Source organism: Cytophagia bacterium CHB2 (assembly GCA_030263535.1).
Taxonomy (GTDB): Bacteria; Zhuqueibacterota; Zhuqueibacteria; order Zhuqueibacterales; family Zhuqueibacteraceae; genus Coneutiohabitans.
In genome coordinates, this window is record SZPB01000045.1 from 1 (window position 1) to 24685 (window position 24685).

At 51.3% G+C, this 24685-nt stretch carries 15 protein-coding genes; 9 read left to right on the forward strand and 6 right to left on the reverse strand.

The window, feature by feature from the left end:
- Positions 1–1224, reverse strand: a 1224-nt coding sequence (locus FBQ85_06805; GenBank protein ID MDL1874865.1) for a hypothetical protein, incomplete at its 3' end; no start/stop codon positions are given.
- A gap of 527 nt (positions 1225–1751) precedes the next feature.
- Here FBQ85_06805 and FBQ85_06810 point away from each other — a divergent pair.
- The 9 genes from FBQ85_06810 (at position 1752) to FBQ85_06850 (ending at position 20799) form a co-directional block, all read left to right on the forward strand.
- Positions 1752–4169 (forward strand): FtsX-like permease family protein, encoded by a 2418-nt coding sequence (locus FBQ85_06810; protein MDL1874866.1) that lies wholly within the window; start codon positions 1752–1754, stop codon positions 4167–4169.
- Positions 4170–4253: 84 nt separating this feature from the next.
- The gene (locus FBQ85_06815) at positions 4254–6674 is read left to right on the forward strand and encodes an FtsX-like permease family protein (GenBank protein ID MDL1874867.1); all 2421 of its coding nucleotides are present in this window, start codon (positions 4254–4256) and stop codon (positions 6672–6674) included.
- A 365-nt stretch (positions 6675–7039) separates the two neighbouring features.
- Positions 7040–9484 carry an FtsX-like permease family protein gene (locus FBQ85_06820; protein MDL1874868.1) on the forward strand — a complete coding sequence of 815 codons (2445 nt, stop codon included), beginning with the start codon at positions 7040–7042 and terminating at the stop codon, positions 9482–9484.
- A gap of 66 nt (positions 9485–9550) precedes the next feature.
- Positions 9551–11920: an FtsX-like permease family protein gene (locus tag FBQ85_06825; protein ID MDL1874869.1), complete on the forward strand. Its 2370-nt coding sequence runs from the start codon at positions 9551–9553 to the stop codon at positions 11918–11920.
- Between the two features lie 212 nt (positions 11921–12132).
- Positions 12133–14556: an FtsX-like permease family protein gene (locus FBQ85_06830; GenBank protein MDL1874870.1), complete on the forward strand. Its 2424-nt coding sequence runs from the start codon at positions 12133–12135 to the stop codon at positions 14554–14556.
- 21 nt (positions 14557–14577) lie between these two features.
- Positions 14578–17031 carry an FtsX-like permease family protein gene (locus FBQ85_06835; GenBank protein MDL1874871.1) on the forward strand — a complete coding sequence of 818 codons (2454 nt, stop codon included), beginning with the start codon at positions 14578–14580 and terminating at the stop codon, positions 17029–17031.
- A 74-nt stretch (positions 17032–17105) separates the two neighbouring features.
- Positions 17106–17777, forward strand: coding sequence for an ABC transporter ATP-binding protein (locus FBQ85_06840; GenBank protein MDL1874872.1), 672 nt, complete (start codon positions 17106–17108; stop codon positions 17775–17777).
- A gap of 193 nt (positions 17778–17970) precedes the next feature.
- Entirely contained in the window at positions 17971–20388 is a 2418-nt protein-coding gene (locus FBQ85_06845) for an FtsX-like permease family protein (protein ID MDL1874873.1), read from the forward strand.
- A 153-nt stretch (positions 20389–20541) separates the two neighbouring features.
- A complete protein-coding gene (locus FBQ85_06850) occupies positions 20542–20799 on the forward strand; it encodes a hypothetical protein (protein MDL1874874.1) in 258 nt (85 codons plus the stop codon).
- A 116-nt stretch (positions 20800–20915) separates the two neighbouring features.
- On the opposite strand, the gene FBQ85_06855 is transcribed toward FBQ85_06850, so the two are convergent.
- The 5 genes from FBQ85_06855 to FBQ85_06875 all read right to left on the reverse strand — a co-directional run bounded on the left by FBQ85_06855 (position 20916) and on the right by FBQ85_06875 (position 24444).
- Positions 20916–21200 (reverse strand): PqqD family protein, encoded by a 285-nt coding sequence (locus FBQ85_06855; protein MDL1874875.1) that lies wholly within the window; start codon positions 21198–21200, stop codon positions 20916–20918.
- Between the two features lie 23 nt (positions 21201–21223).
- Positions 21224–22276, reverse strand: coding sequence for a hypothetical protein (locus tag FBQ85_06860; protein ID MDL1874876.1), 1053 nt, complete (start codon positions 22274–22276; stop codon positions 21224–21226).
- A gap of 90 nt (positions 22277–22366) precedes the next feature.
- Entirely contained in the window at positions 22367–22546 is a 180-nt protein-coding gene (locus FBQ85_06865; GenBank protein MDL1874877.1) for a hypothetical protein, read from the reverse strand.
- Positions 22547–22557: 11 nt separating this feature from the next.
- Positions 22558–23013: a lasso peptide biosynthesis B2 protein gene (locus tag FBQ85_06870; protein MDL1874878.1), complete on the reverse strand. Its 456-nt coding sequence runs from the start codon at positions 23011–23013 to the stop codon at positions 22558–22560.
- A gap of 414 nt (positions 23014–23427) precedes the next feature.
- Positions 23428–24444, reverse strand: coding sequence for a methionyl-tRNA formyltransferase (locus tag FBQ85_06875; GenBank protein ID MDL1874879.1), 1017 nt, complete (start codon positions 24442–24444; stop codon positions 23428–23430).
- Positions 24445–24685 lie beyond the last annotated feature (241 nt).

Consider the following 24685-nt stretch of genomic DNA (forward strand, 5'->3'; position numbering starts at 1 on the left):
AACGGGATCAAAACGGCTCAAACCGCTCTCGCGTGTGCCGATCCACATGACGCCCTTCACATCTTCGTAGAGAATACGAATGTCGTTGTCAATCAGGCTATTCGAGTCTTCAGAATTGCGCTGGTAGTGCGTGAATTTTTGCGGCTTGAGATTGACTTTATAAATGCCGTTGCCGCGCGTCCCCACCCAAAGGTTGTGCGCGCGATCTTCATGCAACGCGTAGGGCATGAAGTTGCTCACGGCTTCGCCTTGGCGCGGTGAAAAACGAAAATGCTCGAACACTTCGGTGTCGGGATTCATGCGGCTCAACACCCCGTTTCCCACCCAAATCATGCCCTGCGAATCTTGCATGATCGGCAGCACTGCATCGCTATAAAGACTGCGAGGGTTTGAGGGATCATGGCGATAGTGTACAAACCCGTCGAGGCTGGGATCATATCTGTTGAGTCCGCCGCCGTAACAGGTGAACCAAAGCCGACCACGGCGATCTCTCAGGCCGTACCAAACATACAAGGAATTATTCTGGCTGACGCTGTTGGGATCGTTAGGATCGTGGCGATAGTTTTTTATCACCTCGCCGGTTTTGGGATCGAAGCGATCCAAGCCCCGCCCCTGAGTGCCGAGCCAGAACGTTCCGGCATCGTCTTCCACAAGGAAAGTAAGAAGATTTTGGCTGAGGCTCTTTGGATTGTCGGGATTATTATGGTAACGTATGAACGTCTGCGTTTTGGGCACAAACTTGTAGAATCCGCCGAGATGATTCGCTCCCGCCACAAACGAGACCCACAACGTGCCGTCGCGATCTTCGTAAATCGCTCTGACATCGGCTGCCCGGCGGTTGAGCGAATCTTCCGAACTGGGAAAGTAACGGTTAAATTTTTCCGAGGAGCGGTCGAAGCGATTCAGGCCGTTGGCGGTGCCAAACCACAATGTTTGTGATCGATCTTCGAAGATGGTCAGAACGCGATCGGCTGAAAGCGAGGTGGTGTCGTCCTGAACACTTGCATAAACTTTAAAGCCGTGACCATCGTAACGCGCCAAACCGTTTTCCGTGCCAATCCACACAAAGCCCCGGCTGTCTTGAAAGATGCATCTAATCCTATTGTTCGGCAAGCCGTGTTCAAGGGTGAAATTCTCAAATTCTAAAGCTGCGAACTGGGCGCAAAGCGAGGAAGCCGTGGTCAAGGCAAACGCCGCAAGGAGCAAAGAGTAGCATCGTTTCATGTTGTCAACCTCATTTTATGAGCAAAAAAATCACTTGCAACACGCCAATGCTGTTCGGCAGGCCGTGCTCGGTAGAAAGCTGCTCGAAATGGAAGTCTTGCGCAAAAAGCGAAAGTGGGGAACTTAAATACAGCGCAACCCAGGTTGAAAGACTGCGCGGCTGGAAAGCAAACATCATGCTATCCTCCCGTGGCAAGCACCAAACTTGTCGAAGTTATACTCGTTTAGGATTAGTTTTTGAGCGGCTCGACATTTATGGCGAGCGAAAACCGCGCGCGACATGAATGTCGCACCACAATTTCCAGCCTAAACGAATAAATTAGGAGGACACCTAAAGCCCCAATGACGGCAAAGAGTATAGTTTTAAAGCGAGAAAAGCAACCTATAAAATCTATTTCAAGCTGTTCGCCAGCGAACACAAACTGTCATGCCAGCGGACAGCTTTATTAAAAATTTCTCTTTTAGAGCTGAGATAAATTCTTGAAAAACAGCAAGGCATAATTGTTGAAACACAAAACGAAAGCCTGATGCTCTCCAAATTGCGCCTTGAGTTTAATGGAGTTTCTATGCTCAAGAACTATCTCAAAATCGCGGTCAGAAATCTGCTCAAGCACAAAGCCTATTCGTTCATCAATCTCGCGGGTTTGGCGATTGGCATTGCGTGCTGCGTGCTCATCATGCTTTACGTGCGCGAGGAGTTGAGCTACGATCGCTTTCACAAAAACGCCGGCCGCATTTATCGCGTCGGCAACGAAGGCCAATTCGGCAGCGAGATTTGGACCAGCGCACGCACCTCGCATCCGCTGGCGCCGGCGTTGGTGCAGGAATTCCCTGAAGTGCAGAGCGCGGTGCGGTTTTACCGTATGTACCAGCCGCTGGTGCAAGCCGGCGAGAAAAAGTTTGTGGAGCCGCGCTTCTTTTATGCCGATTCTTCCGTCTTCGAGGTTTTCACGTTTCCGCTGGTCACGGGCGATCTTCAAAGCGCGCTCACGCAGCCTTATTCAGTGGTACTCTCGCAGGAGATGGCCGAAAAGTATTTTGGCGACGCTAATCCGCTTGGCGAGACCCTTTCGATTATCAATACCGGCGATTTTCTCATCACCGGCGTGCTCAAAAGCATTCCTGAAAATTCGCATCTCGCATTTGATTTTCTTGCGTCCTACGAAACCCTGCGCGCGCAAAACGACCCCAACGTGACGTCGTGGGGCTCCATCGTCACCTCGACTTACATTCTCTTGCGCGACGAACACAATGCCGTTCAGCTTGAAACGAAGCTCCCGGCATTGGCGGCAAAATATCACGATCAAAGTGAGGGGGCGACGCAACGTCTGTTTCTCAATTCCATCACTGACCTCCATCTGCGTTCCGAAATCAACGGCGAGTTGGGCGAGCGCGGCAGCATGGCCACGCTTTCCATTCTTATCATCGTCGCGGCTTTCATTCTGATCATCGCGTGCATCAATTTCATGAATCTGGCAACGGCGCGTTCGCTGCAACGCGGCCGGGAAGTCGGCGTGCGCAAAGTGGTGGGCGCGCATCGCTTGCAGATTATCCGGCAATTTTTGAGTGAAGCGATTCTGCTTGCTCTCGGCGCGCTCGCGCTGGCCTTGCCCCTGGTTGAATTGCTTTTGCCGGCGTTCAATCAACTCGTCGGCAAAAATTTGGATATTGATTTTGCGGCGAATTTATCGACGATTGGGGCTTTGTTTGCTCTCGGCTTGCTGGTCGGAATCATTGCGGGAAGCTATCCCGCGTTCGCGCTTTCTTCATTCAAGCCAATTGCCGTGTTGAAAGGGCAAACAAAATCCCGCCCCGCCGGCGCGCGGATTCGGCAAGTTTTGGTGGTGGCGCAGTTCGCCATCTCCATCGTCTTCATCGTCAGCACGATGATCGTGGGCAGCCAGCTTGAATTTTTTCGCAACAAGAAACTCGGCTTCGATACCGAACAAGTCGTCGTGCTGCCGATTCAAGATCGTTCGGTGAATTCGCGTTATGAAGCCATCAAGCACGAGCTGCGGCAGAATCCCAATATTCTCAGCGTCGCCGCCGCCTCGCAAGTGCCTGGCGCCGGCGAAGGCAATTATTATTATAACGTCGAGGGCATTGCAGACGGCTTGACGCTGCCGACTTATTTCATCGATCATGATTTCATTCCAACCCTCGGCATCGAGCTGGCGGCCGGAAGAAGTTTCTCCGCGAGTTTCCCTGCTGATGCCACCGGCGCGTTTTTGATCAATGAAACTGCGGCCAAACAATTCGGCTGGGATGATGCGCTCGGCAAAACCGTCGATTGGGATTCGGGCACGAAAAAAGGTGCGGTGATCGGCGTCATCAAAGATTTTCACAACCAATCCCTGCACGAACCGATCAAGCCGATGGTGCTTCAAATCTTTCCCAAGCCGCTATACGTTGGCCGCTTTGTCTTGCGGATTGCGCCGCATGATATTGCTGCAACGCTGGCTTTCATCAAAGAGAAGTGGCAAGCTTTCGAGCCTCAGTATCCCTTTCAGTATTCTTTTTTGGATGAAGATTTCGGACGGCTCTATCTTAATGAAGAACGGCTGGCCCAGATTTTTCGTTATTCGTCCACGCTGGCGATTCTCATTGCGTGTCTTGGCCTGCTCGGGCTGGCGGCTTTTGCGGCGGAGCAGCGCACCAAAGAAATCGGCGTGCGCAAAGTGCTCGGCGCTTCGGTTTCGCAAATCGTGCTCTTGCTCTCACGGGATTTTGCCAAGCTAGTCGGCATCGCTTTCCTCGTCGCTGTGCCGGTGGCTTATTTTGCGATGAACCAATGGCTGCAAAATTTCGCGTATCGCACGGAAATCAGTTTCGGCGCTTTTTTGCTGGCGGGATTGGCAGCGTTGGGGTTGGCGTGTTTGACGGTGAGCTGGCAGGCGATCAAAGCGGCGCTGGCGAATCCGGTGGAGGCACTAAGGTACGAATGATTGCGGATTGGGGATTTCGGATTGCGGAACAATAACGAGTCAGGCTTCCGAAGTCCGCAATCCCAAACCCGAAATGGAGAAGCCATGTTCAAGAACTATCTCAAAATCGCCCTGCGCACGTTGTTGCGCGGAAAAACCTACACGGCGCTGAACGTGTTGGGTCTGGCCATCGGCTTGACGTGCTTTGGCCTGATTGCGGCGTGGGTGATGCACGAACTGAGCTACGATCGTTTTCACACAAAGCACGAACGCATTTATCGCATTGCCGGCAACGTGAAAACCGACGCCGAGACGTTCGACCAGGCTGTCACCGCGCCGCCGATGGCCGAGGCGTTGAAGCAGGATTATCCGGAAGTGGAGAACGCCGTCCGGCTCGATATGAATGATTGCATCGTACGATACGGTGAGAATCAGTTCCTGGAAGAGGGCGTGCTCTTCACCGATCAAAGCTTTTTTGAGATGTTTGATTATCGTCTGAGCAGCGGCGATATGAACACGGCGCTGCGTGAGCCCTACAGCCTCGTGCTCACTGCATCCCTCGCGCAAAAATATTTTGGCAAGGAAAATCCGGTCGGCAAAATCATGTCGCTTTATCTTTATGATCCCAGCGGCAACGGCGCGCCGTACAAAATAACCGGCGTGATGCCCGACCCGCCCCGGAACGCGCATTTCACCTTCAACATGCTCGGCTCGTTCAACACGTTTGAAACGTACAATCCAGAGGCGCGCACTTCCGAATGGCGATATTTTTGGAACGGCTTTTACACGTATGTTTTGTTGAAAGCAGGCGCCGATCCCAAAGCCTTCGAGCAGAAGCTGCCGGACTATGCCGAGCGCTATCTCGGCGAGAAAATGCGTGCGATGAAAATGTTTTATACCTTCTCGCTACAGCCGCTCGCCGATATTCATTTGCATTCGCGGTTGCGTTATGAAATTCAAGCCACGAGCAGCATGAGCACAGTGTATATTTTCGCGACGGTGGGTGTGTTCATTCTGTTGATTGCCTGCATCAACTACATGAATCTGACGACGGCGCGCTCATTGGGTCGCGCCAAAGAAGTCGGCGTCAAAAAAGTGCTCGGCGCGGTCAAGCCGCAATTGATCCGGCAATTTCTGGTGGAATCGACGCTCGTGGCGGCGATCGCGCTGGCGCTTTCCTTCATTTTTATGGAACTGCTGCAGCCGTTCTTTTTCGATCTCACCGGCAAACAAATCGAACCCCTCTTTTCGAATGAGTTGCTTGCTTTTCTCCTCGGCACAACCGTGTTGGTCGGCTTGCTCTCCGGACTTTATCCGGCTTTCTTCATCTCCATGTTCCGGCCGGCACAGGTGTTGAAAGGGGCGTTCAAGTCATCCGGCGCCGGCATTGCGTTGCGCAAAGGTTTGGTGGTTGTGCAGTTCGCTATCGCCATCATTCTGCTCGTCGGCATCGGCGTGGTGAAGTCGCAAATGGATTTCATGCGCGGCAAAGATCTAGGCTTCAACAAAGAAGAACTGCTCGTCCTTGATGTCAACGGTTTCGCGGAAGTACGCAACGGCGTGCAACCCTTCCGCGACGAGTTGATGTCGCAGCCGTCGATCAAAGGCGTAACCGTCTCGCGCGGCTTGAGCGTCGGCGGCTTGGGCAATTCTCATGTCGAAACCGTTGATGGCAGCGGCAAATCCGTCTCGACCAGCATTTATCAACATCAGGTCGGCTATGATTACCTGGATGTCTATGGCATGAAGCTCGTTGCCGGCCGCAACTTTTCTCCGCAAGCGCCAGGCGATACCGTAGGCAGCGCTTACATTGTGAATGAAGCGGCGGTACGCGTCCTGGGTTGGGGCGATCCACACCAGGCTTTGGGAAAGCCGTTCCGTTCCGGTAGTAGAAACGGGACGATTGTCGGCGTGGTGCAGGATTTTCATTTCACGACGCTGCAAGAGCGCATCGAGCCTGTTGCCCTCAGTCTCACGCGGCCCAATCAGTTTTCGCGCATTACCGTGCGACTCAGCACGACGGAACTGGCCGCAACGATAAAGTTTGTCGAGCAGGCCTGGCACAAGCATTTTCCCAATGCGCTGCTGCAATATTCGTTTTTTGATGAACGCCTGGAGAGGCAATATCAAGCCGAAAAGCTGTTTGGCAAAATTTTTACGGTTTTTGTCGTGCTGTCGCTTGCCATCGCCGGCCTCGGTTTGTTTGGCCTGGCTGCTTACGCCGCCGAGCAGCGCACGAAAGAAATCGGCATCCGCAAAGTGTTGGGCGCCTCGGTGGCAAGCGTGATCAGCTTGCTATCCAAAGATTTTGTCAAGCTCGTGCTTCTCGCCAACTTGATGGCATGGCCGATTGGCTGGTACGCGATGAACGAGTGGCTGCAAAACTTCGCTTACCGCATCAACATCGGCTGGTGGATTTTTGCGCTCGCCGGCGGATTGGCACTGCTCATTGCGTTGCTCACCATCAGCTTGCAAGCAGTTAAAGTGGCGTTGGCGAATCCGGTTGAAGCATTGCGATATGAATAGCAACGTGCGGAGTGAAAGTAAAGGATCAAACCTCATTTCACTTTGCGCAGCCGTGCAGTTTTATTCTCTTCATTAGCGCTATCCGTTTGACCACTCCGTTAAACGGCGCATCGAAGCCGAGAATGCAGCCGATCGAAATTGCCGCCCTTTTTTCTCATGACTCGACAGTCAATTTCAAGTTTTGCAAATTGATAAAAGCTGTCCGCCAGCGAACACTTACTGCTATGCCAGCGGACAGTTTTCATTTTTTCATCACCCTGCCAACACGCTGTAATTCCTTGAAAAAGAACGAGGGCACGATTCTTGAGTGAAACCGAAGGGGTAAAAACCGCTTCTTGCAGGCATTTTTGACCGGAGAGTTTATAATGCTCAGAAACTACTTCAAAATCGCCCTGCGCGATCTTAAAAAACGGAAGACGTATGCCGCGCTCAATATTCTGGGATTGGCCATCGGCCTGGGTTGCTTTCTGCTGATCTTTGAATATGTCGCGCACGAAAGAAGCTACGACCGCTTTCAAGACCTTGGCGATCGCATCGTACGCGTGCGGCTGGATTCGTTTCGTGGCGGCGAGTTGATGTGGAAGTCCGCCACCATCTATCCGGCGATTGCGCCGGCGATGAAAAAAGACTTTCCGGAAGTGGAGGATTTTTGCCGCCTGCACGACGCCGAGCTGTTGCTCGCGAATGATGCGCGCAATATGAAATTCTCCGAGACCAAAGGCTACTTTGCCGATCCTTCGTCTTTGCGCATGCTCGAGATCAATTTGCAGAAAGGCGATCCGGCTAGCGCGTTAAGCGGGCCCGATCAGATCATCATCTCGGAAGCAATGGCAAAAAAATATTTTGGTGATGAAGAACCGCTGGGAAAGCGGTTGACAGTGCGCGATCCGCAAGGCACCTGGTCGTATGAAGTGACCGGCGTGTTTCGCGATTATCCGCGCAATTCGCATCTCACCATCGAGTATCTGGTCTCCTATGCCACACTCGGAAAACTCGCGCGCATTGTATGGGGCGACACTACAAATGCGACGGAAACGAGTTGGGGGTGGTATGATTTCTATAGCTATATCTTGTTGCAACCCGGCGCCGATTGGAAGACCCTGGAAGCGAAGCTACCGGCATTTTGCGACCGCCACCTCAACAGCCGCGAGTTTGCACGCAACAACAACATCCGCAACGAGCTGGCGCTGCTGCCGCTTTCTGACATTCATTTATACTCCAACTACAATCAGGAAGCTGAAGTCAACGGCAATGGCCGCGCCGTTTCATTTTTATTTCTGATTGCATTTTTTATTATCGGCATCGCCTGGATCAATTATATCAATCTTGCCACTGCCTGTTCGATGGAAAGAGCCCGGGAAATCGGCGTGCGTAAAGTTCTTGGCGCGCTCCGCGTCGATCTCATCCGCCAGTTTCTTACCGAAAGTGTTTTATTGAACGTTATCGCATTGGTGGTCGCTTTGCTGGCCGTCTTGGAGCTGGCGCCGGTGTTTCACAAATTTATCGGCAGAGCGGAGGCCTCGGGCTTTAACCTGCCGGCCAACTATTGGCTTGGCACGCTTGCCATTTTCGCTGCCGGCGCGCTGCTCGCGGGATTGTACCCGGCGTTCGTGTTATCCGGCTATCAGCCGGGGCTGGTGTTGAAAGGCGTTTTCAAAAACCGGCGCAACTCGCAAGCGCTGCGCAAAGGACTCATCGTCGCGCAGTTCGCCGCTTCCGTGGCATTGATCGCGGGAACCATGATCGTCTATCGGCAGGTCGAGTTCATGCGCCAGCAAAGCTTGGGCGCCAATATCAACCAGACCTTGGTGCTGGACGCCGCGGCTTCGCTCAGCGATTCCTTGTATCAGAATGCATTTCAACCGTTCAAGAACGAGGCGTTAGGTATCAGCGGTGTTAAGAATCTCACGGCCTCGTCGAGCGTCATGGGCAAAGAGATTTATTGGACGACCAGCGGGCGCCGTCTCGTTGCAGACGCGGGAACAATTACGTTGTTTCATCTTGGCGTGGACTATGATTTTGTTCCGGCATATAATCTTGAATTGAAAGCCGGCAGGAATTTTTCTGAAAATTTCACCACGGATAATAAGACGGCCCTACTCAACGAGCAGGCCGCGAAGCAGCTTGGTTTTGAAAGTATCGAGAGCGCGATCAATCAAAAAATCCGGCGCGGCGGCGACACGCTCACGGTGATCGGTGTCGTGGCTAACTTTCATCAACAGGGGCTGCAAAAGACCATCGATCCCATGATCATGCTGCTGCGGCCGAACATACGCGGCTACTATTCGGCAAAGATTCAAGCTACCGAGGTGCAAGCAACCGTTGCCGCGCTGCAAAAAATTTGGGAGAAACATTTCCCGGCGGATCCCTTCAGCTTCTATTTTCTCGACGAGCTTTTTGACCGGCAGTACCGAGCCGACATGATCTTCGGAAAAGTCTTTGGCGCATTTGCTTTTCTCGCTGTTTTGATCGCGTGTTTCGGCTTACTCGGTTTGTCGGCCTACAACGTTGTACAACGCACCAAAGAAATCGGTGTACGCAAAGTGCTCGGCGCTTCCGTGGTCAGCATCGCCGGATTACTCTCCAAAGATTTTGTCAAACTCGTGCTGGCGGCAAATCTTGTTGCCTGGCCGGTTGCCTATTTTGCCATGAATCGCTGGCTGCAAGATTTTGCTTATCGCGTCAACATCGGCTGGTGGGTGTTCGCGCTGGCCGGCGGCGCTGCATTGCTCATCGCGCTGCTAACGGTGAGCCTGCAAGCGATCAAAGCTGCGTTGGTGAATCCGGTGGAAGCATTGCGGTATGAGTAATAAAACGTAATGGGTAAATAGCGCGATTGAATGCAGGCCATTGAGAACTGATCAAGGAACAACAGCATGATCTCCACAAATTTCCGCCTCGCGTGGCGCCATCTGCTCGCGAACAAAACCGTTACGCTCATCAACATTTTCGGCCTTTCGATTGCCGTGGCGTGCTGCATCGCCGTGTTTCTCTTTTTGCAAAATTACTGGACGCTCGACAATTTTCATGAAAACGGTGAGCGCATTTTCATGGTGGAATACGTCACCGAAATCGACGGCGAGCGACAATTCTGGGGCGATGCGCCGGCGCCCATTGCCACCGCGTTGGCCGCGGATTTCCCGCAAGTCGAGCGTGTCGTGCGCATGCAGCGCGAAGGCGTGAAGTTGTTCAACAAAGAGAACGCCTTCAACGAAGTGCTCGTCTATGCGGACACGGACTTCTTCTCCATGTTCACTTTTCCGCTGCAATACGGCGATCCATCCGCGCTTGCTGATCCGAACGCCATCATCCTCAGCGCGAACATGGCGCAAAAATATTTCGGCGAGGAGGTGCCCATTGGCCGCACGCTCACGTTGATGACCGACGAGCAAGAGCGCAAGCAGTTCGTCGTGCAGGGCGTGGCGAAACCTTTTCCAACTAATGTCGGCTTTGTTTTTGATCTGCTCACCGGCTATCACGCGGTACACAAATCGCTGCAGGCGCAGGATTGGAAAATCGGCGCGAGCAATTGCGTGTTTGTGCAACTGCGCCGGCCCGAAGACGCCGCGTCACTCGCGCCGCAAATGGCGCGTTATCTTGCGCCGTTCAACGCCGGGAATCCCGAAGCGAACATCGTTTCGTTTGCCCTCGATAATCTGCGCAACCCGATGCCCGGAGCTTATGACGTCAATCGCCGGCCTGCGGAAGCGCCCCATCCCGTGTTGACGCTGATGTTCTCACTCATCGCGCTGACGATGATGGCATTGTCCTGCTTCAACTATGTGAACATCTCGCTCGGCGGGGTGACGCGGCGCTTGAAAGAAATCGGCATTCGCAAGGTCATGGGCGGCCGGCGCGAGCAGCTTGTCGCGCAATTCATGTCGGAAAATTTGTTGCTATGCTTTATCGCGTTGCTGCTCGGGCTTATGATCACGGAAGCGTTCCTCGTTCCGCTGCTCAACGAAAACTTCGTGTTGAAAATAAAATTCTCTTTGCTCGAGAACACCGGCCTGTGGCTGATGCTCGCGGGTTTGCTGGCGCTCACGGCGTTGGCCTCGGGCGCGTATCCTTCGCTTTATATTTCATCATTTAAACCCGTGGCGATTTTCACCGGCCGGTTGAAATTTTCCGGTAAAAACTTTTTGCGCCGCGGTTTGTTGGCAACGCAGTTCGCGCTCGCGTTTCTGGCGGTGATCATCACAGTTCTGCTGTTGGCCACGGTGCGCGTGTGGGAAAAACGTTCATGGGGCTACGATCCCGGCCAGGCTTTGGTCGTGCCGCTCAATGACAGCGCGCAATTCCATCTGCTGCGCAATGAACTTTTGAAAAGCCCAAACGTGCTGCGCGTTGCCGGGTCGGCGGATCATATTGGTCAAGGCTGGCGTCCGGAAGTTTTTCAAGTTGATGAAACCAAACAAAAGGCCTCGCGTTACGACGTCGGCGCTGAGTATCCCGAAGCGCTCGGCCTGAATTTAGTCGCGGGACGCTTCTTTGATGCGAATCGCCGTGTGGAAGAGGAAAACGCGGTGGTGGTCAACGAGACGTTGGTGCGCAAACAAGGCTGGACGGATGCTATTGGCAAGCGACTGCGAATCGAAACGAAAGAGTACACGATCATCGGCGTGGTTGGTGATTTCAAGCTTTTTGCCACCGGCGCAAGCCGTCCGGCTCTGTTCTTTCGCGCCGAAGAGAATACGTTCAGCAATCTCGCCGTGCGCTTCGCCCCCGGCAGCGGTAAACAAGTCGCTGCACAGATCGAGCAGGACTGGCAGCAGCTTTTTCCGAACACGCCGTGCAATTATTTTTTTCAGAGCGAAGTTTTTGACGGCTTCTATGGCACTTTTCACAAGCTCTCGCGCAGCTTCGGTTACATTGCCGGACTCGCGCTGGTGATTGCTTGCATGGGTTTGTATGGCCTGGCCGCGCAACATTTCGCCCGGCGCTTGAAAGAAGTCGGCGTGCGCAAAATGCTCGGCGCTTCGGTCGCGCAGATTCTGTTGTTGATCAATCGCGAGTTCTTGTTTCTGCTTTTAGGCGCCGGCGCATTCGCGACGGTGTTGAGTTTCGTCGCGACCCGCCTTTTGCTGCGTGAAGCAGCCCCTTTTGTTGGAAATTACGCGCCCGGCCTCGCGCCGTTTCTGCTGGCAAACGCGCTGGTCCTGCTTACCGCAGCCATCGCTGTTGGGCGGCAATCGTGGAATGTCACCAGAGTGAATTTGTCTGCGGTGCTCAAAAATCCCGAATAAGATTGATTTGTTTTGTCGATTGTTTTGGATAAAACCATCGGCGAGACTGTTCGCACATGACGATCGGAATGAACAGAGGGCAGCGAGCGGAAGAAATGGCGAAACGCAGGGAAATGTCAAATTCTCCGCTCCAAGTTTGCAGTTCCCAACGCCAAGTAATCGAATTAAATTGCTAACCCGGAATATCGAGTTCAAGGATTTCGGACGTTCTTATGCTAAAAAACTATCTCAAAATCGCCTTGCGCAATTTGCTGCGGCACAAGGGACATTCTTTTATCAACATCGCCGGGTTGGCAATCGGCATGGCGGCATGCATTCTGATTCTGCTTTTCATTCAGCATGAATTATCATTCGAAAATATGCACGCAGACGCCAGGCGCATATATCGTGTGCTCACCATCGACAAAGCGTTGGGCACGAACAATCAGCGTGTTGGCATTTCCATGCCGGCGATGGGGCCGGCGCTGCCCACCGCGTTTCCCGAAGTGGAGGCCTCGTTACGGCTTAATTTTGGCGGCCAAACGCTGTTGTCGCGGCCTGAAGTGAATCGCCCGGCCATTTATGCGCAACAATTGCGTTCCGCCGATGCGATTTTTTTTAATTTCTTTGATTTCCCTTTGCTGAAGGGCGATCCGGCCACTGCTTTGGCCCAGCCGTTCAGTTTGGTGCTGACAGAATCACTGGCCAAACAGCTTTTCGGCGAGGAAGATCCCTTGGGTAAAACCGTAACCACGGGCAATGGCACAGCGTTGCAAATCACCGGCGTTCTTGCGGACTTGCCGGACAACACGCATCTCGAATTTGACGCCCTCGGCGCCATCTCAACGATCACCTCGCAATTAAAAGCCAATCAGCCGCCCAATTCTACGCAACCAGTCTTTACGGAAACTTGGCAAGCCATCGCGATGCCGACCTACATTCGCTTGGCGCCCGGCGTTGCGACGGAAGGCCTGGCGGAGAAGTTCACCAAACTGGCTCGAGACAACAACGTCTCGCCGAATTTTGACGTGGTGTTGCAACCGTTGTTGGACGTACACCTCAGATCCGCCGATGTCATCTTCGATCCCGTGACCAACAAGGGCGACATCAATAATGTGTACATCTTCACCGCAATTGCGCTGTTGATTCTCATCATTGCCGCGGTGAATTATATGAACCTTTCCACCGCGCGCAGCGCCAGCCGCTCCAAAGAAGTGGGTTTGCGAAAAGTCGTCGGTTCTGAGCAATCGCAATTGATGAAGCAATTTCTCGGTGAATCGTTTTTCCTCACGCTGCTGGCGCTGCTTCTGGCAATTCCCCTTGCGTTCCTGGGTTTGCCGTGGCTGAATCAATTGACGCAGACTTCTCTGGTGCTGGAGTTGACGAAGAACGCGCCGCTGGTCGCGTTCTTGGTTGCACTACTTTTGTTGGTCGGCCTGCTCGCCGGTTCCTATCCGGCAGTTGTGTTGTCGAGCTTCAAACCTATTACCGTGTTGAAAGGAAATTTCAAATCCGGGAAAAAAGGCGCGGCGTTGCGCATCGGCTTGGTGGTGTTTCAATTCGCGCTTTCCATCGCATTGATCGGCGCCACGCTCATCATTCAAAAACAATTGCAATATGTGAAGAGCAAAGATCTTGGTTACAACCGCGAGCAGGTTTTGATCTTCGATGTGGTCGATCAAGCTATGGGGCGGAGTTTGGAAACATTTCGCCAGGAATTGCTGCAGCATAGCGCATTCATCTCTGCGGCGCAAGCAGGCAACATACCGGGGCGCACGTTTGGCCGCACGCGCGTCCGTCCCGAAGGCGTGTCCGATGAAGATATCTGGATCTGGAGCGCGTTTTCTCTCAGCTCGGAAGCCGTGCCGACGCTGGGCATGCAAATCGCGCAAGGACGAAATTTCAGCCGTGAGATGCCGACGGATACCGTCGATGCGGTGCTAATGAACGAAACAGCCGCGAGCAAGCTGGGTTGGAAAGAGCCGCTCAACCGGCGCTTGTACTTCGGACCAAATGATTCCGTCGGCACGCGCGTCATTGGCATTGTAAAGGATTTTCATTTTGCCGCGATGCATCAAAACATCGAACCGGTGGTGATTTTTCCGATCGCCAGCGCGCCGGGAAATCTATTGGCTGCGCGCGTGCAGCCGGGGCGAATTTCCGAGGCCGTGCAGACTGCGGAAAACGTCTGGCAAAAAATTTTTCCAAACTATCCCTATACCTACACTTTTCTGGATGCTGAATTCGAAAAACTCTATCGCCGCGATCTCAACACCAGCGCCATCGTCAATGTTTTTTCGGGCCTCGCGATTCTGATTGCCTGTTTGGGATTGTTTGGATTGGCGAGCCACGCGACCATGCAGCGCACGAAAGAAATCGGCGTGCGCAAAGTCTTGGGCGCTTCAACAAGTGTGATCGTGCGCCTGTTGGTTGTAGATTTTGTGCGCTGGGTCGCCCTGGCGAATCTCGTAGCCTGGCCGCTGGCGTGGTATGTGTCCAGCAAATGGCTGCAGAATTTTGCTTATCGCATCAATATGGACCTGTTGCCTCTGCTGGCTGCGAGTTTGATTGCGCTCACGATTGCCGTGCTGACTGTATTCAGCCAGTCGTTGCGCGCCGCGCTCATCAATCCGGCAAAAGCGCTGCGATACGAATGATTGCTGATTGTGGATTTCGAAATGCGGTTTGAAAACTTCAATTCAACATCCGCAATCCCAAATGGAGAAGCCATGCTGGGAAACTATCTCAGAATCGCATTACGAAATCTGTTGAAGCACAAAGGTTATTCTTTTATCAACCTTTTCGGACTTGCCCTGGGCCTGTCTTGTTGCATCCTGCTTGCCAATTTGATTCTGCACGAGCTGTCTTATGACAAATTTCATGAGAGGGCGGAGCGCATTCACCGCGTTGTTCTTACGCTGAAAGGTGAAACGGGATATGCCACGCCGGCGCCGCTGGCTCCGGCGCTCGAACAACAAATCCCGGAGATCGAAAAGGCCGTGAGATTTTTGAGCACACAGACGGTGGTTCAATACGAAGAAAAGATGTTTGTTGAATCGGTTCTTTTCGCCGATCTGGCTTTTCTCGAAATGTTTAGTTTTCCGCTCGCGCAAGGACATGCTGCGCCAGCGACCAGGAATCCCAACAGCGTGATCTTGAGCGAGGCGATGGCCGAAAAATATTTTGGCAGCGAGGATCCCATTGGCAAAGTGCTCTTTTTTGATTTGGGCAACGAGAAGCAAAGCTTGACCGTGGCCGGCGTTTTTTCGCCTATGCCGGAAAACTCGAGCCTGAAAGTTGATTTTCTGCTGCCGTTTGAGAGAATAGAGTTGGTGTTCGGCAAAGGATTTTTGCAGGATTGGGGCGGCTTTGATTCGAATACGTTCGTGTTGTTTGCCGATCGCATTCAGGCCAAATCAGCCGAAGCGAAGTTCTCCGCTTTCGTCGAAAAAAATCTGGGAAAATTATTGCAGGCTGAGAAGCTCACGTTGAGCGATTTTCAAATCAAGCTGCAACCGTTCACCTCGTATCATCTCGGTGCGATTGCCGGCGGCAACGGTTTATCCCCTCGCGGCAACCCCACGACCCTGTTCATTCTTTCCGGCATCGCGTTGGCGATCTTATTCATCGCCTGTTTCAATTTTGCGATGCTTTCTCTGGGGCGTTCCTCCAACCGCTTCAAAGAATTCGGCATGCGCAAGGTGCTGGGCGCCGGGCGGCAGCAGCTTTTCAGACAATTTATTTTCGAAACGCTGGCGCTGAGCCTGCTCGCATTTATCTTGGGAATGGGCGCTGCGGAAGCACTGGCCCCAACCTTCGCGAAACTTGCCGATCGAACGTTGGCTTTCGGATATGGAAAATGGCCCTTTGGGGCGGTGGTAGCGGGGCTGATAATTCTTACCGGCCTGGTTGCCGGCGGTTATCCGGCCTGGCGATTCTCGAAATTACCGGCGACAGAACTTTTCAAAAATAAACTGAAATTTGGCGGCAAGAACCTTTTCACCAAAACGCTTGTCGTCACCCAATTTATGCTTTCGGTTGCACTCATGACCATCACCCTTTTGATGGCCCAACAGTTTCGCTTCCTTTCGCAAAAGGATATTGGATTCGAAACAGAACAAATCGTTGTTCTTCCCACCCGTGCTAGTTTTCAAAATATCGAACAAGGTGATCGAATCTTCAATTTTATGAAGAACGAGCTGGCCGGCCATCTCAACATCGCTGCGGTCACCGCCATGTCACGCTCGTTTGCACGAGGCTCATCCAGCACCGGCGTAGAGAAAGAGGGAAGAACGGTCGAGGTATTTCATTATCGGATGGATTACGATCTCATTCCCACGCTCGGCATGCGGCTCATCGCCGGCAGAAATTTCTCGCATGAGATTTCCACCGACGCTACGCAGGCCGTGATTGTCAACGAGAGCTTTATTAAGGAATTTGAGCTGACCTCGCCGGTGGGGCAGACGTTTAAAAAATTTCAAAGCCGCGCCATTCCGGCTAATCCCACGATCATCGGCGTGATGAAAGATTTTCATTTTCAATCTTTGCACAGCGCCATTCAGCCGGCAGTTCTTTATGTACGTGACTCTATGCCGCTGTCACACGTTCTCGTTAAAGTCGCGCCGCAGGAGATCCCGGCTTCTCTGTCGTTCATCGAGCAAAAATGGAAAGCCGTCAATCTGAGCCAGCCATTCGAATTTTCGTTTCTAGATGAAGACATTGACCGGCAGTACCGCGCCGAGAAACGCCTGGAATCCCTCGTTACCTACGCCGCGGTGTTCGCCATTATTATTTCATGTCTCGGCCTGTTCGGACTCGCTTCATTCGCTGCCGAACAACGTACCAAAGAGATCGGCATTCGCAAAGTGCTCGGCGCTTCGGTGGAGCAAATGGCCGGGCTATTATCGCGAGACCTAGCGAAACTGGTGCTTATCGCTGTTATCGCCGCGCCACCGCTCTCTTATTTTTTCATAAATCGCTGGTTGCAAAATTTTGCCTATACGATCGACCTCGGCGCCGGCATGTTTATCTTGGCCGGCGCGCTGGCGTTGGTGATCGCCTTGCTGACCGTAAGCTATCAGTCGCTCAAAGCCGCGCTGGCAAATCCCGTCGAGTCGTTGCGGTATGAATGACTCTCACATGGGTATTTGCCGGTGCGCCCTAGAAACATGTTTAAACTCGCAAACATCTGAAGACGGAGAACACAATGATCAGTTTGAAAAACGTATTTAAATTTTATTCGAACAAATTTCTCAAGACGTATGTTTTGCAGGACATCAATCTTGAAATCAAGCCCGGGGAGTTTGTCACTATCATGGGACCCTCAGGATCGGGTAAGTCGACGTTGCTGCACATTCTTGGCATGCTGGATGAACCGAACGACGGTGAGTACTATTTTTTCGACCAACCTGTACACAAATTCAACGAAAAGCAGCGTTCGGAATTGCACAAGAATTATATCGGCTTTGTATTTCAAAGCTATCATTTGATCGATGAACTAACGGTTTACGAGAATCTTGAGACGCCGTTGTTGTATCAAAAAGTCAAAACCTCCGAGCGCAAGAGCATGATTGCCGATATTCTCGATCGCTTTCAAGTTGTCGCGAAGAAAGATCTTTTTCCAAATCAGCTCTCGGGCGGGCAGCAACAACTCGTCGGCATCGCGCGCGCGGTGATCGTCCATCCCAAACTGATTCTCGCGGATGAACCTACTGGCAATCTCAATTCCGCTCAAGGCGAAGAAATTATGGCGCTGTTTAAGAAGTTGAATGAAGAAGGCACGACGATCGTACAAGTCACACATTCTGAGAAAAATGCCGCATACGGCAATCGCGTGATTCATTTGCTGGATGGCCGAGTTGAGCGGGAAGAACGTTAAAGACCTTGCTGGGGCTTATTCGAAAAGCCTCCGGGTAAATAAAACTCCAAGAGCAAGCGACTGGTCTCGAAAGTGCGAGTGAAGGTAGGACAACGCAAGAGCTGATCCGTGCAAACAAATTTGGCGAAAGGTGGAGAACGCACAGGCATAACCGCAGCACGGCAAGCGAGTAGTCACGAAATAAGGAAAAACCATGTTCAAGAACTATCTTAAAATTGCGTGGCGCAATCTGCGCAAGCACAAAGCCTACTCCGCCATTAATGTTGCAGGATTGGCTCTGGGCATGGCTTGCTGTATTTTGCTGCTGCTCTACGTGCAAAATGAACTGGCATTCGACGCATTTCATGAAAAAGCCGATCGCATTTATCGCATCACCGAGACCGAATCGTCGCCGGAGAAAGGCGAGCGCCATTTTCCGTTCACGATGGGGCCTCTGGCGCCAGCGTTAACACGGGAATTCCCGGAAGTTGTCAGCGCCGTGCGCTTGCGCGACCGTTTTGGTACTGGGCGTTTTTCCGCACGTTATGGCGAGCGCCATTTTTATGAAGGGGATTACCTGATTGCCGAACCGAGCTTTTTTGAAATTTTTGATTTCAAGCTGCTACAGGGCGAGACGAAGGCGGTTTTGCAGGAACCGCTGGCCGTTGTGCTCACTCAAACGACCGCACAAAAATATTTTGGCAATGAAAATCCACTTGGAAAAGTCCTTACGACGGACCGCTTTGGCGAGTTGCACGTGACCGGAGTCATGGCGGATCCGCCGCGACTTTCGCATCTGGATTTTAATATGCTGGTTTCGTTTGCAACGCTTGAAGCCAATCGCGGCTGGAAGCAGTTCATTGATTCTTGGGATTCCGAGTCGTTTATCACGTACGTGCTCACGCAGCAACCGGTTGATGTTGCCGCATTCAACGCCAGGATCAACGCTGTCGTAGGCCGGCATCGGGGTGAGAGTCCTCAAAATCTGCGTCAAGTTGCATTGCAGCCATTACGCGATATTCACTTTCATTCGGCACATTTGGAATTCGACCGCAACCGCGACCAGGGTGACATTTCATATCTTTATGTATTCGCCGCTATCGCATTTTTCATCTTGTTCATCGCATGTATCAACTACATGAATCTCGCCACTGCGCGCGCCTTGAAACGCGCCAAAGAGATCGGTATGCGTAAAGTTGCCGGAGCCTTTAGAAGCCAGCTTGTTGGACAATTCCTGGGCGAATCAATTCTGTTTTCATGTTTGAGTTTGTTGTCTGCACTCATGCTGGTGGAGTTGGTGCTGCCGAGTATCAATGCCTTCAGTGGGAAGGACTTGGCGCTCAATTTTGACCGGCACGGTGGAACGATGATTCTAATTTTGACCGCACTTGCTTTTTTCGTCGGCATTGTTTCCGGCAGCTATCCGGCATTTTATCTCGCCAAGCTTAGCCCAACTGTTTTGTTCAAAGGCGATTCTCATGCGCCTGCCGGAGCGACGCGATTGCGGCGCGTCCTGGTGGTAACGCAATTCGCCTTGTCGATTATCATGATTATCGCGACTGTCGCGGCCGCACGGCAGCTTCGCTTCATACGCACCAAAAATCTTGGTTTCAATCAGGAGCAGCTTGTGGTGATCGACATCAATAGCGGCAGCGCCCGCCGGAATCATTTTTCCATAAAGAATGAGATGGCGAAGATACCGGAGGTTACGCACGCATCGGTGTCCTCGCGCGTGCCGGGGGAATGGAAAAATCTCATGCAAATTGCAGCCGTACCTGTTCGGGCGCCCTCTGCGACGGCGCATACGCTTTACTACGTCGGCATTGACGAGGATTTTCTGCAAACTTTCGAGATTGACTTGCAAGAGGGTAGAAATTTTTCAAATACCATGGGTACGGACACCTCGGCAATCATCATCAACGAGACTGCAGCACGACTGCTCGGATGGACGTCGCCCCTGGGCGAGGAGCTTAGCGTGCCGGCCAGCAAGTTTCGTGGCAGAGTCATTGGCGTGGTGAAGGATTTTCATTTTCAATCGCTGCACGAAAAGATCGGACCGCTGATTTTGGGGCACTGGAACAATCCGATTCAGGCGATTGATTATTTCACGGTCCGCCTGCGCCCGGAAAATCTGCCGCGAACGCTCACTGCTTTGCAGCGCGTACACGAACGTTTCGATCAGACCACGCCGTTTGAGTTCAATTTTCTCGATGAACGTCTTAATGATTTTTATCGAGCAGATATTCGCCTGGGAAAAATATTTGGCGTGAGCGCGGGCTTGGCAATCTTTATCGCCTGTCTCGGGTTGTTGGGATTGGCGGCATTCACGGCCGAACAACGCACGAAAGAAATCGGTGTACGTAAAGTATTGGGCGCTTCGGTAACACAAATTGTCATGTTGCTTTCGAAGGACTTTACAGTGCTGGTATTGCTGGCTACGGCAATCGCCTCGCCAGTTGCTTATTGGATGCTGGCGCGCTGGCTGCAAAACTTTGCATATCATATCAACCTGGGTTTGGATACATTCTTACTCGCCGGTTTGGTCGCACTGCTGGTTGCCTGGCTAACGATCAGCGTGCAAGCGATTCGGGCCGCACTGGCAAATCCTGTCGAAGCGCTGCGATATGAGTAACAAAAAGCAACGCGGTGAAAAGGAGGCAAGCGATTTTGGCTTGTACCCAAGAAAGTAATATTGTTTCAGGTTATGTAGCTCAGATGAGGCCGCGGCCTCGTTTTATTCTCGCGGTTTACTTTCGGTAGGCTAAAATTCAACAGGAGTATCGAAATGCCGACGATTTCAATTCAATTGCCCGCCGTGGAGGCGGATCAGCAGGTTGAGGTTGAAGTAAAAATCAATGGCCGCAAGCAGACGTATCATTATCGCGTGGAAATTTTTGCATGGGAGCAATGTGAGGAAGCGGCGCTGCCGCGCGCCCAGTGTTTGCAACGCCTTATCCAGAGCTACGATCAGCATTGGCAGTTGATTCAAATCGGCGCGCCGACTGACAAAAACATACCGGTGATGTTTAAACAAGTCAATTGAAGCAGGAGGGAGTATTATGTTGGACATGCGGCGCACTGGCAGCATGCTTTTGTTTATGAGCAAGACAGATAAATTGCACATGATGCGATAGGAACTACGAACCCGTTTTGACTGTATCACTCGCCACAAAGCTCGACGAGTTTTTCTTGATTAAGCTCTTGCGCCAGCCTGAGCACGCTGTTTTGCGCCTGTTGGATTTCCACCTCGTATTCCAATTGCAACTTCCCCGCAACCTCAGCGAGACTGAGACCCTTATCCAGATGATTCCAAATGGCGGAGCCGGTCTCGTTCAGCGTATAGTATCGCTTGGTATCCAGATGCAGCAACACGCCTTCATCCTCGCTGAGTCTGGTGTAGATCGCTTGTGGGCTGGGTTTGAATTTGGAATGTAAGGTTATCATATCATTCGCTTTGTCAAGAGTTCCTATTGACAGCCATTCAAAAGGAGTTCTTCAAAACCACGTGGGTTCTCAAAAACATCTTTGCCTGCGAGTAATTGATAGGCAGTTGTTTGTCGTACAAGTGTGCTGAGCAAATCCACGTTATCAGAATCAAGTGAGAAATGTGGACTGGCTTCAATGACACCTTTGAGCGCCTCACTTTTTCTCATAAGTGCGAGTTCGCTTTTTTCTTGTGATGTGGGTCGGGTAAATAGCAAAAAATTTGGAATAGAATGCCCTTTAAATTGGTTAGGGTAAAGTTTGTCGATCATCAAATAACGCTTAGAAAAATATGGGAAATTAGCATCATGGGTTATTTTGATAGCAAGATTCTCATTGATATTTTTGAACAGTCTATTAGTAGTTTGGTCGTCGGCTTTGAAATTGACGGGAATGCCGAAAGCTTCGATATGCGAACCTGCCTGATGCAGTAATAATGCATCATCGCCGAGATATTTCCATCCATGTCTTACCAGGCTTAGAGTAGTTGTTGATTTTCCAGCACCAGATTTTCCTAAAATCAAATATCCCTTGCCATTGTGTTCCAAGCCAGCTGCATGAAAAAGAAATCGGCCGCATGTGCGAAGCAATAGGCATAGCCCACCTAGAAAGAAATGCTGTAAAATAATCCAGTGATACGACCAAATACTTTCCTCCAAAACACCAATGCCTGTACGGTTTTTCAATGAAAGGCACAGCCAAGAATTCCCAAGCACGACATAACACTTATCCTTGGTTCGATGGGTTTTAAAAAGCGATCTCGGTTCAAGTGCCCTTTCTACATATGGCGGGAGATGTGGATCTTGAAGAGAACCTGCCCTCGTGAAAATATCCAATTCGATATCTGCTTCCGAACTTGCTGACGAGGATGAGCTGGGCAATCCATTGAGTAGGGTAATAATATGTTCTTTGGCGCGTTTACTGTCAGTCGTGACGCAGATTTTGACACCATAAATCGTGCAAAGAAATTTAGCATGGAAATCCACTGTTTTATCAACTGTGATCGAAAAATGTTCTAATGGAGGCACCCTTGCCATTTGAGGCAAAGGCGCCTTTACTTGCGAATTGATATCCGATATTAAGAAACAATGAAGGGTAGCTAGCTATTGGATGGCGAGGTTAATGAGTTACGGATCGAGTATAATGCCCGATACGTCGCCACCGCCGCCAAAGTGGGTGTTTTCGAGCAACTGCTCGTGTTTGGTCAAAATGGGTTCTTGATAAGGTTTCTTGGTTGCCGTTTGCGTTACCTCAAGTGTTTTCGCGCGGCCACTTTCCGACGCAGTCAGGATATCTTTGCCTTTCATAAAATCATCTCCTAATTTGAACTTGGTTCGATATGCTTGGGATAACTGATAATCGGAGTAAATGCAACAGCAACGCGGTTTTTGTCCATGAACAAGTTCCCTTTTAGTGTCAGCCAGCTATGTCCTGCCAAATAACTACCACATTTTTTAACGCCAAAGTGTATTTGAACTTCGATGCCATTCTTTCTTAAGAAATAATACAAGAGTAACGAGCGCTTGAGACAGGTCTTTTTAAGAAACAAACAATCGCGTTTCAATAGGAAACTTCCCAGTTGGTTGATCCTTGAACTTGTGCTTTGGGAATTGGAGTTGCAATGCCGCTTCGGGCTTGGCGTTATCAGACTAAGAAACTGGTCTAATGAATAGAATCTCATAAGCAAGGGCGTTGCAGCTAAAAAAGCAAACATTTCTAACAATATTTTTAAATTCTTGGACTGCTTAAACATTTTAGTCGTTTTAGCGTTCATGATTCAGCCTATTACTTCTTGAGTACCGGCGGCAAAATTCACAGAATCAGTTGGAACATCATAAAGTGAGAGGTTCCAATGGGATGTCGCGCCGGGGATTCCTGGGGCCGATGGCCTGCTGCAAGTCGGGCGGCAAATCCTTTCTCGGCGCAATATCAGCCCGCAGGCAATGAATGCATGCATAGTTGCAACGATTGGTCGTCTCCAGGCCGATATATTCAATAGCCATTGACGTGATCCTGTTACAATAAAAAATGTATCGACGAATAAATTTTGGAAATGACTGTAAATTCGAACAGATGAGATTTGAATCTGGCATGGCGATTGGCGCTGCGAATACCCCTTCTGTTGGTTGCCAATCTATGCCATAAATACATTCGATGAAATTAAAGTGCAGAAATTTCCTGCAAAACATTATGATTTTGCGCCCAAAAGACCGCCGCTTTTGATATGGGTTTTTAGGTAAGATCTGGAACGCCACTGACTGAAACCAGTCACCCGCGGGGATTTGACCAGTATTGCCGCGTCCTGGGTGGCGACCAGTATACTCTTATCTGTGTATGTCAAAACCTGTCCGGGCGCCGCTCCGTTTGCGCCGGCTGCGGCCTCGCAGGCGATGAAATCGATGCGCTGATCACGATGAAACGTGTGCGGCATGATCCACGGATAAAGCGCGCGGACCTTGCACGCGATTTGTGTGGACGCCATATTCCAGTCGATCAAGCCGTCGGTTTGGTTTAAACCCGGCATGAGGGAGTCTTGCTGCGTTTCTTGCGGCCTGGGCGATAGCCGGACTTCAGCAATACCATCCAGAACTTCAATTAGAGAATCCAAAACCATGAGGCCGCATTTTTTAAAAAGCGTGACGCCGTTGTCTTGCGGCGCAATGGTGATCGGCTTTTGCAGGAGTATGTCCCCGGCATCATACTCCTCATTCATCAAATGAAATGTCACACCGGTTTCCGTCTCACCGGCTAGTAATGCTGCGGTAAGCGGAAAGCGTCCGCGATGTTTCGGCAATAGTGAGGGATGGCAATTGATACAACCGAATCGCGGCAAATTGAGCAACTCTGCGCCAAACTTTTTCGGCCAGGTCATGGTTAAAAGAACATCTGGGTTTAGTTCTCTGACAACTTCCAACGTCCGGTTGTCGTTGATATCTGTACACGCACACACCCGCACTTTGTTCAGATGCGCCGCGCGCCCAAGCGCGACACGCTCGGCCTGACGTGCACCGAAGATGCGCTTGGCAACGGCATGCGCCTTCGGCAACCGGGAAGCGGTTTTCATCAACAAGCCAGGCATTGGCGCATTACTGCTCTTTTGATGGATGAAAACTCCGGCGATTTCATGGCGGCTATGCGCCAGCCGCCACAAAGCGCGGATGCGCAGGCCGGGCCAGTTCGAGACTAAAAGTACTCTAAGTTTCACACGATGGCTCTCAACTGGAAAAAATCAGGCATTGTCGTTCAGCAATTTTGCGTTAGAATCCGCCAACCATTGTTTCAACACCAGCCGCTTTTTTTCATCTGCTACCAAATCGTTCATTTGTTTTTTTCTTCTCAGCATTTGCCACACGATAGGCCCGAACCGGCGTAGGAGATCTTGCCAACGCTTGTGGTAATAAAAATTATACCGTCTGTTGCTATGCGCGGCCGGATATAATCTCGCC

Coding starts and splice junctions, on each gene's coding strand:
- FBQ85_06845 (MDL1874873.1), top strand. CDS start 17,971: ATGTTCAAGAACTATCTTAAAATTGCGTGGCGCAATCTGCGCAAGCAC.
- FBQ85_06810 (MDL1874866.1), top strand. CDS start 1,752: ATGCTCTCCAAATTGCGCCTTGAGTTTAATGGAGTTTCTATGCTCAAG.
- FBQ85_06840 (MDL1874872.1), top strand. CDS start 17,106: ATGATCAGTTTGAAAAACGTATTTAAATTTTATTCGAACAAATTTCTC.
- FBQ85_06830 (MDL1874870.1), top strand. CDS start 12,133: ATGCTAAAAAACTATCTCAAAATCGCCTTGCGCAATTTGCTGCGGCAC.
- FBQ85_06850 (MDL1874874.1), top strand. CDS start 20,542: ATGCCGACGATTTCAATTCAATTGCCCGCCGTGGAGGCGGATCAGCAG.
- FBQ85_06860 (MDL1874876.1), bottom strand. CDS start 22,276: ATGGCAAGGGTGCCTCCATTAGAACATTTTTCGATCACAGTTGATAAA.
- FBQ85_06820 (MDL1874868.1), top strand. CDS start 7,040: ATGCTCAGAAACTACTTCAAAATCGCCCTGCGCGATCTTAAAAAACGG.
- FBQ85_06815 (MDL1874867.1), top strand. CDS start 4,254: ATGTTCAAGAACTATCTCAAAATCGCCCTGCGCACGTTGTTGCGCGGA.
- FBQ85_06855 (MDL1874875.1), bottom strand. CDS start 21,200: ATGATAACCTTACATTCCAAATTCAAACCCAGCCCACAAGCGATCTAC.
- FBQ85_06865 (MDL1874877.1), bottom strand. CDS start 22,546: ATGAAAGGCAAAGATATCCTGACTGCGTCGGAAAGTGGCCGCGCGAAA.
- FBQ85_06870 (MDL1874878.1), bottom strand. CDS start 23,013: ATGAACGCTAAAACGACTAAAATGTTTAAGCAGTCCAAGAATTTAAAA.
- FBQ85_06825 (MDL1874869.1), top strand. CDS start 9,551: ATGATCTCCACAAATTTCCGCCTCGCGTGGCGCCATCTGCTCGCGAAC.
- FBQ85_06835 (MDL1874871.1), top strand. CDS start 14,578: ATGCGGTTTGAAAACTTCAATTCAACATCCGCAATCCCAAATGGAGAA.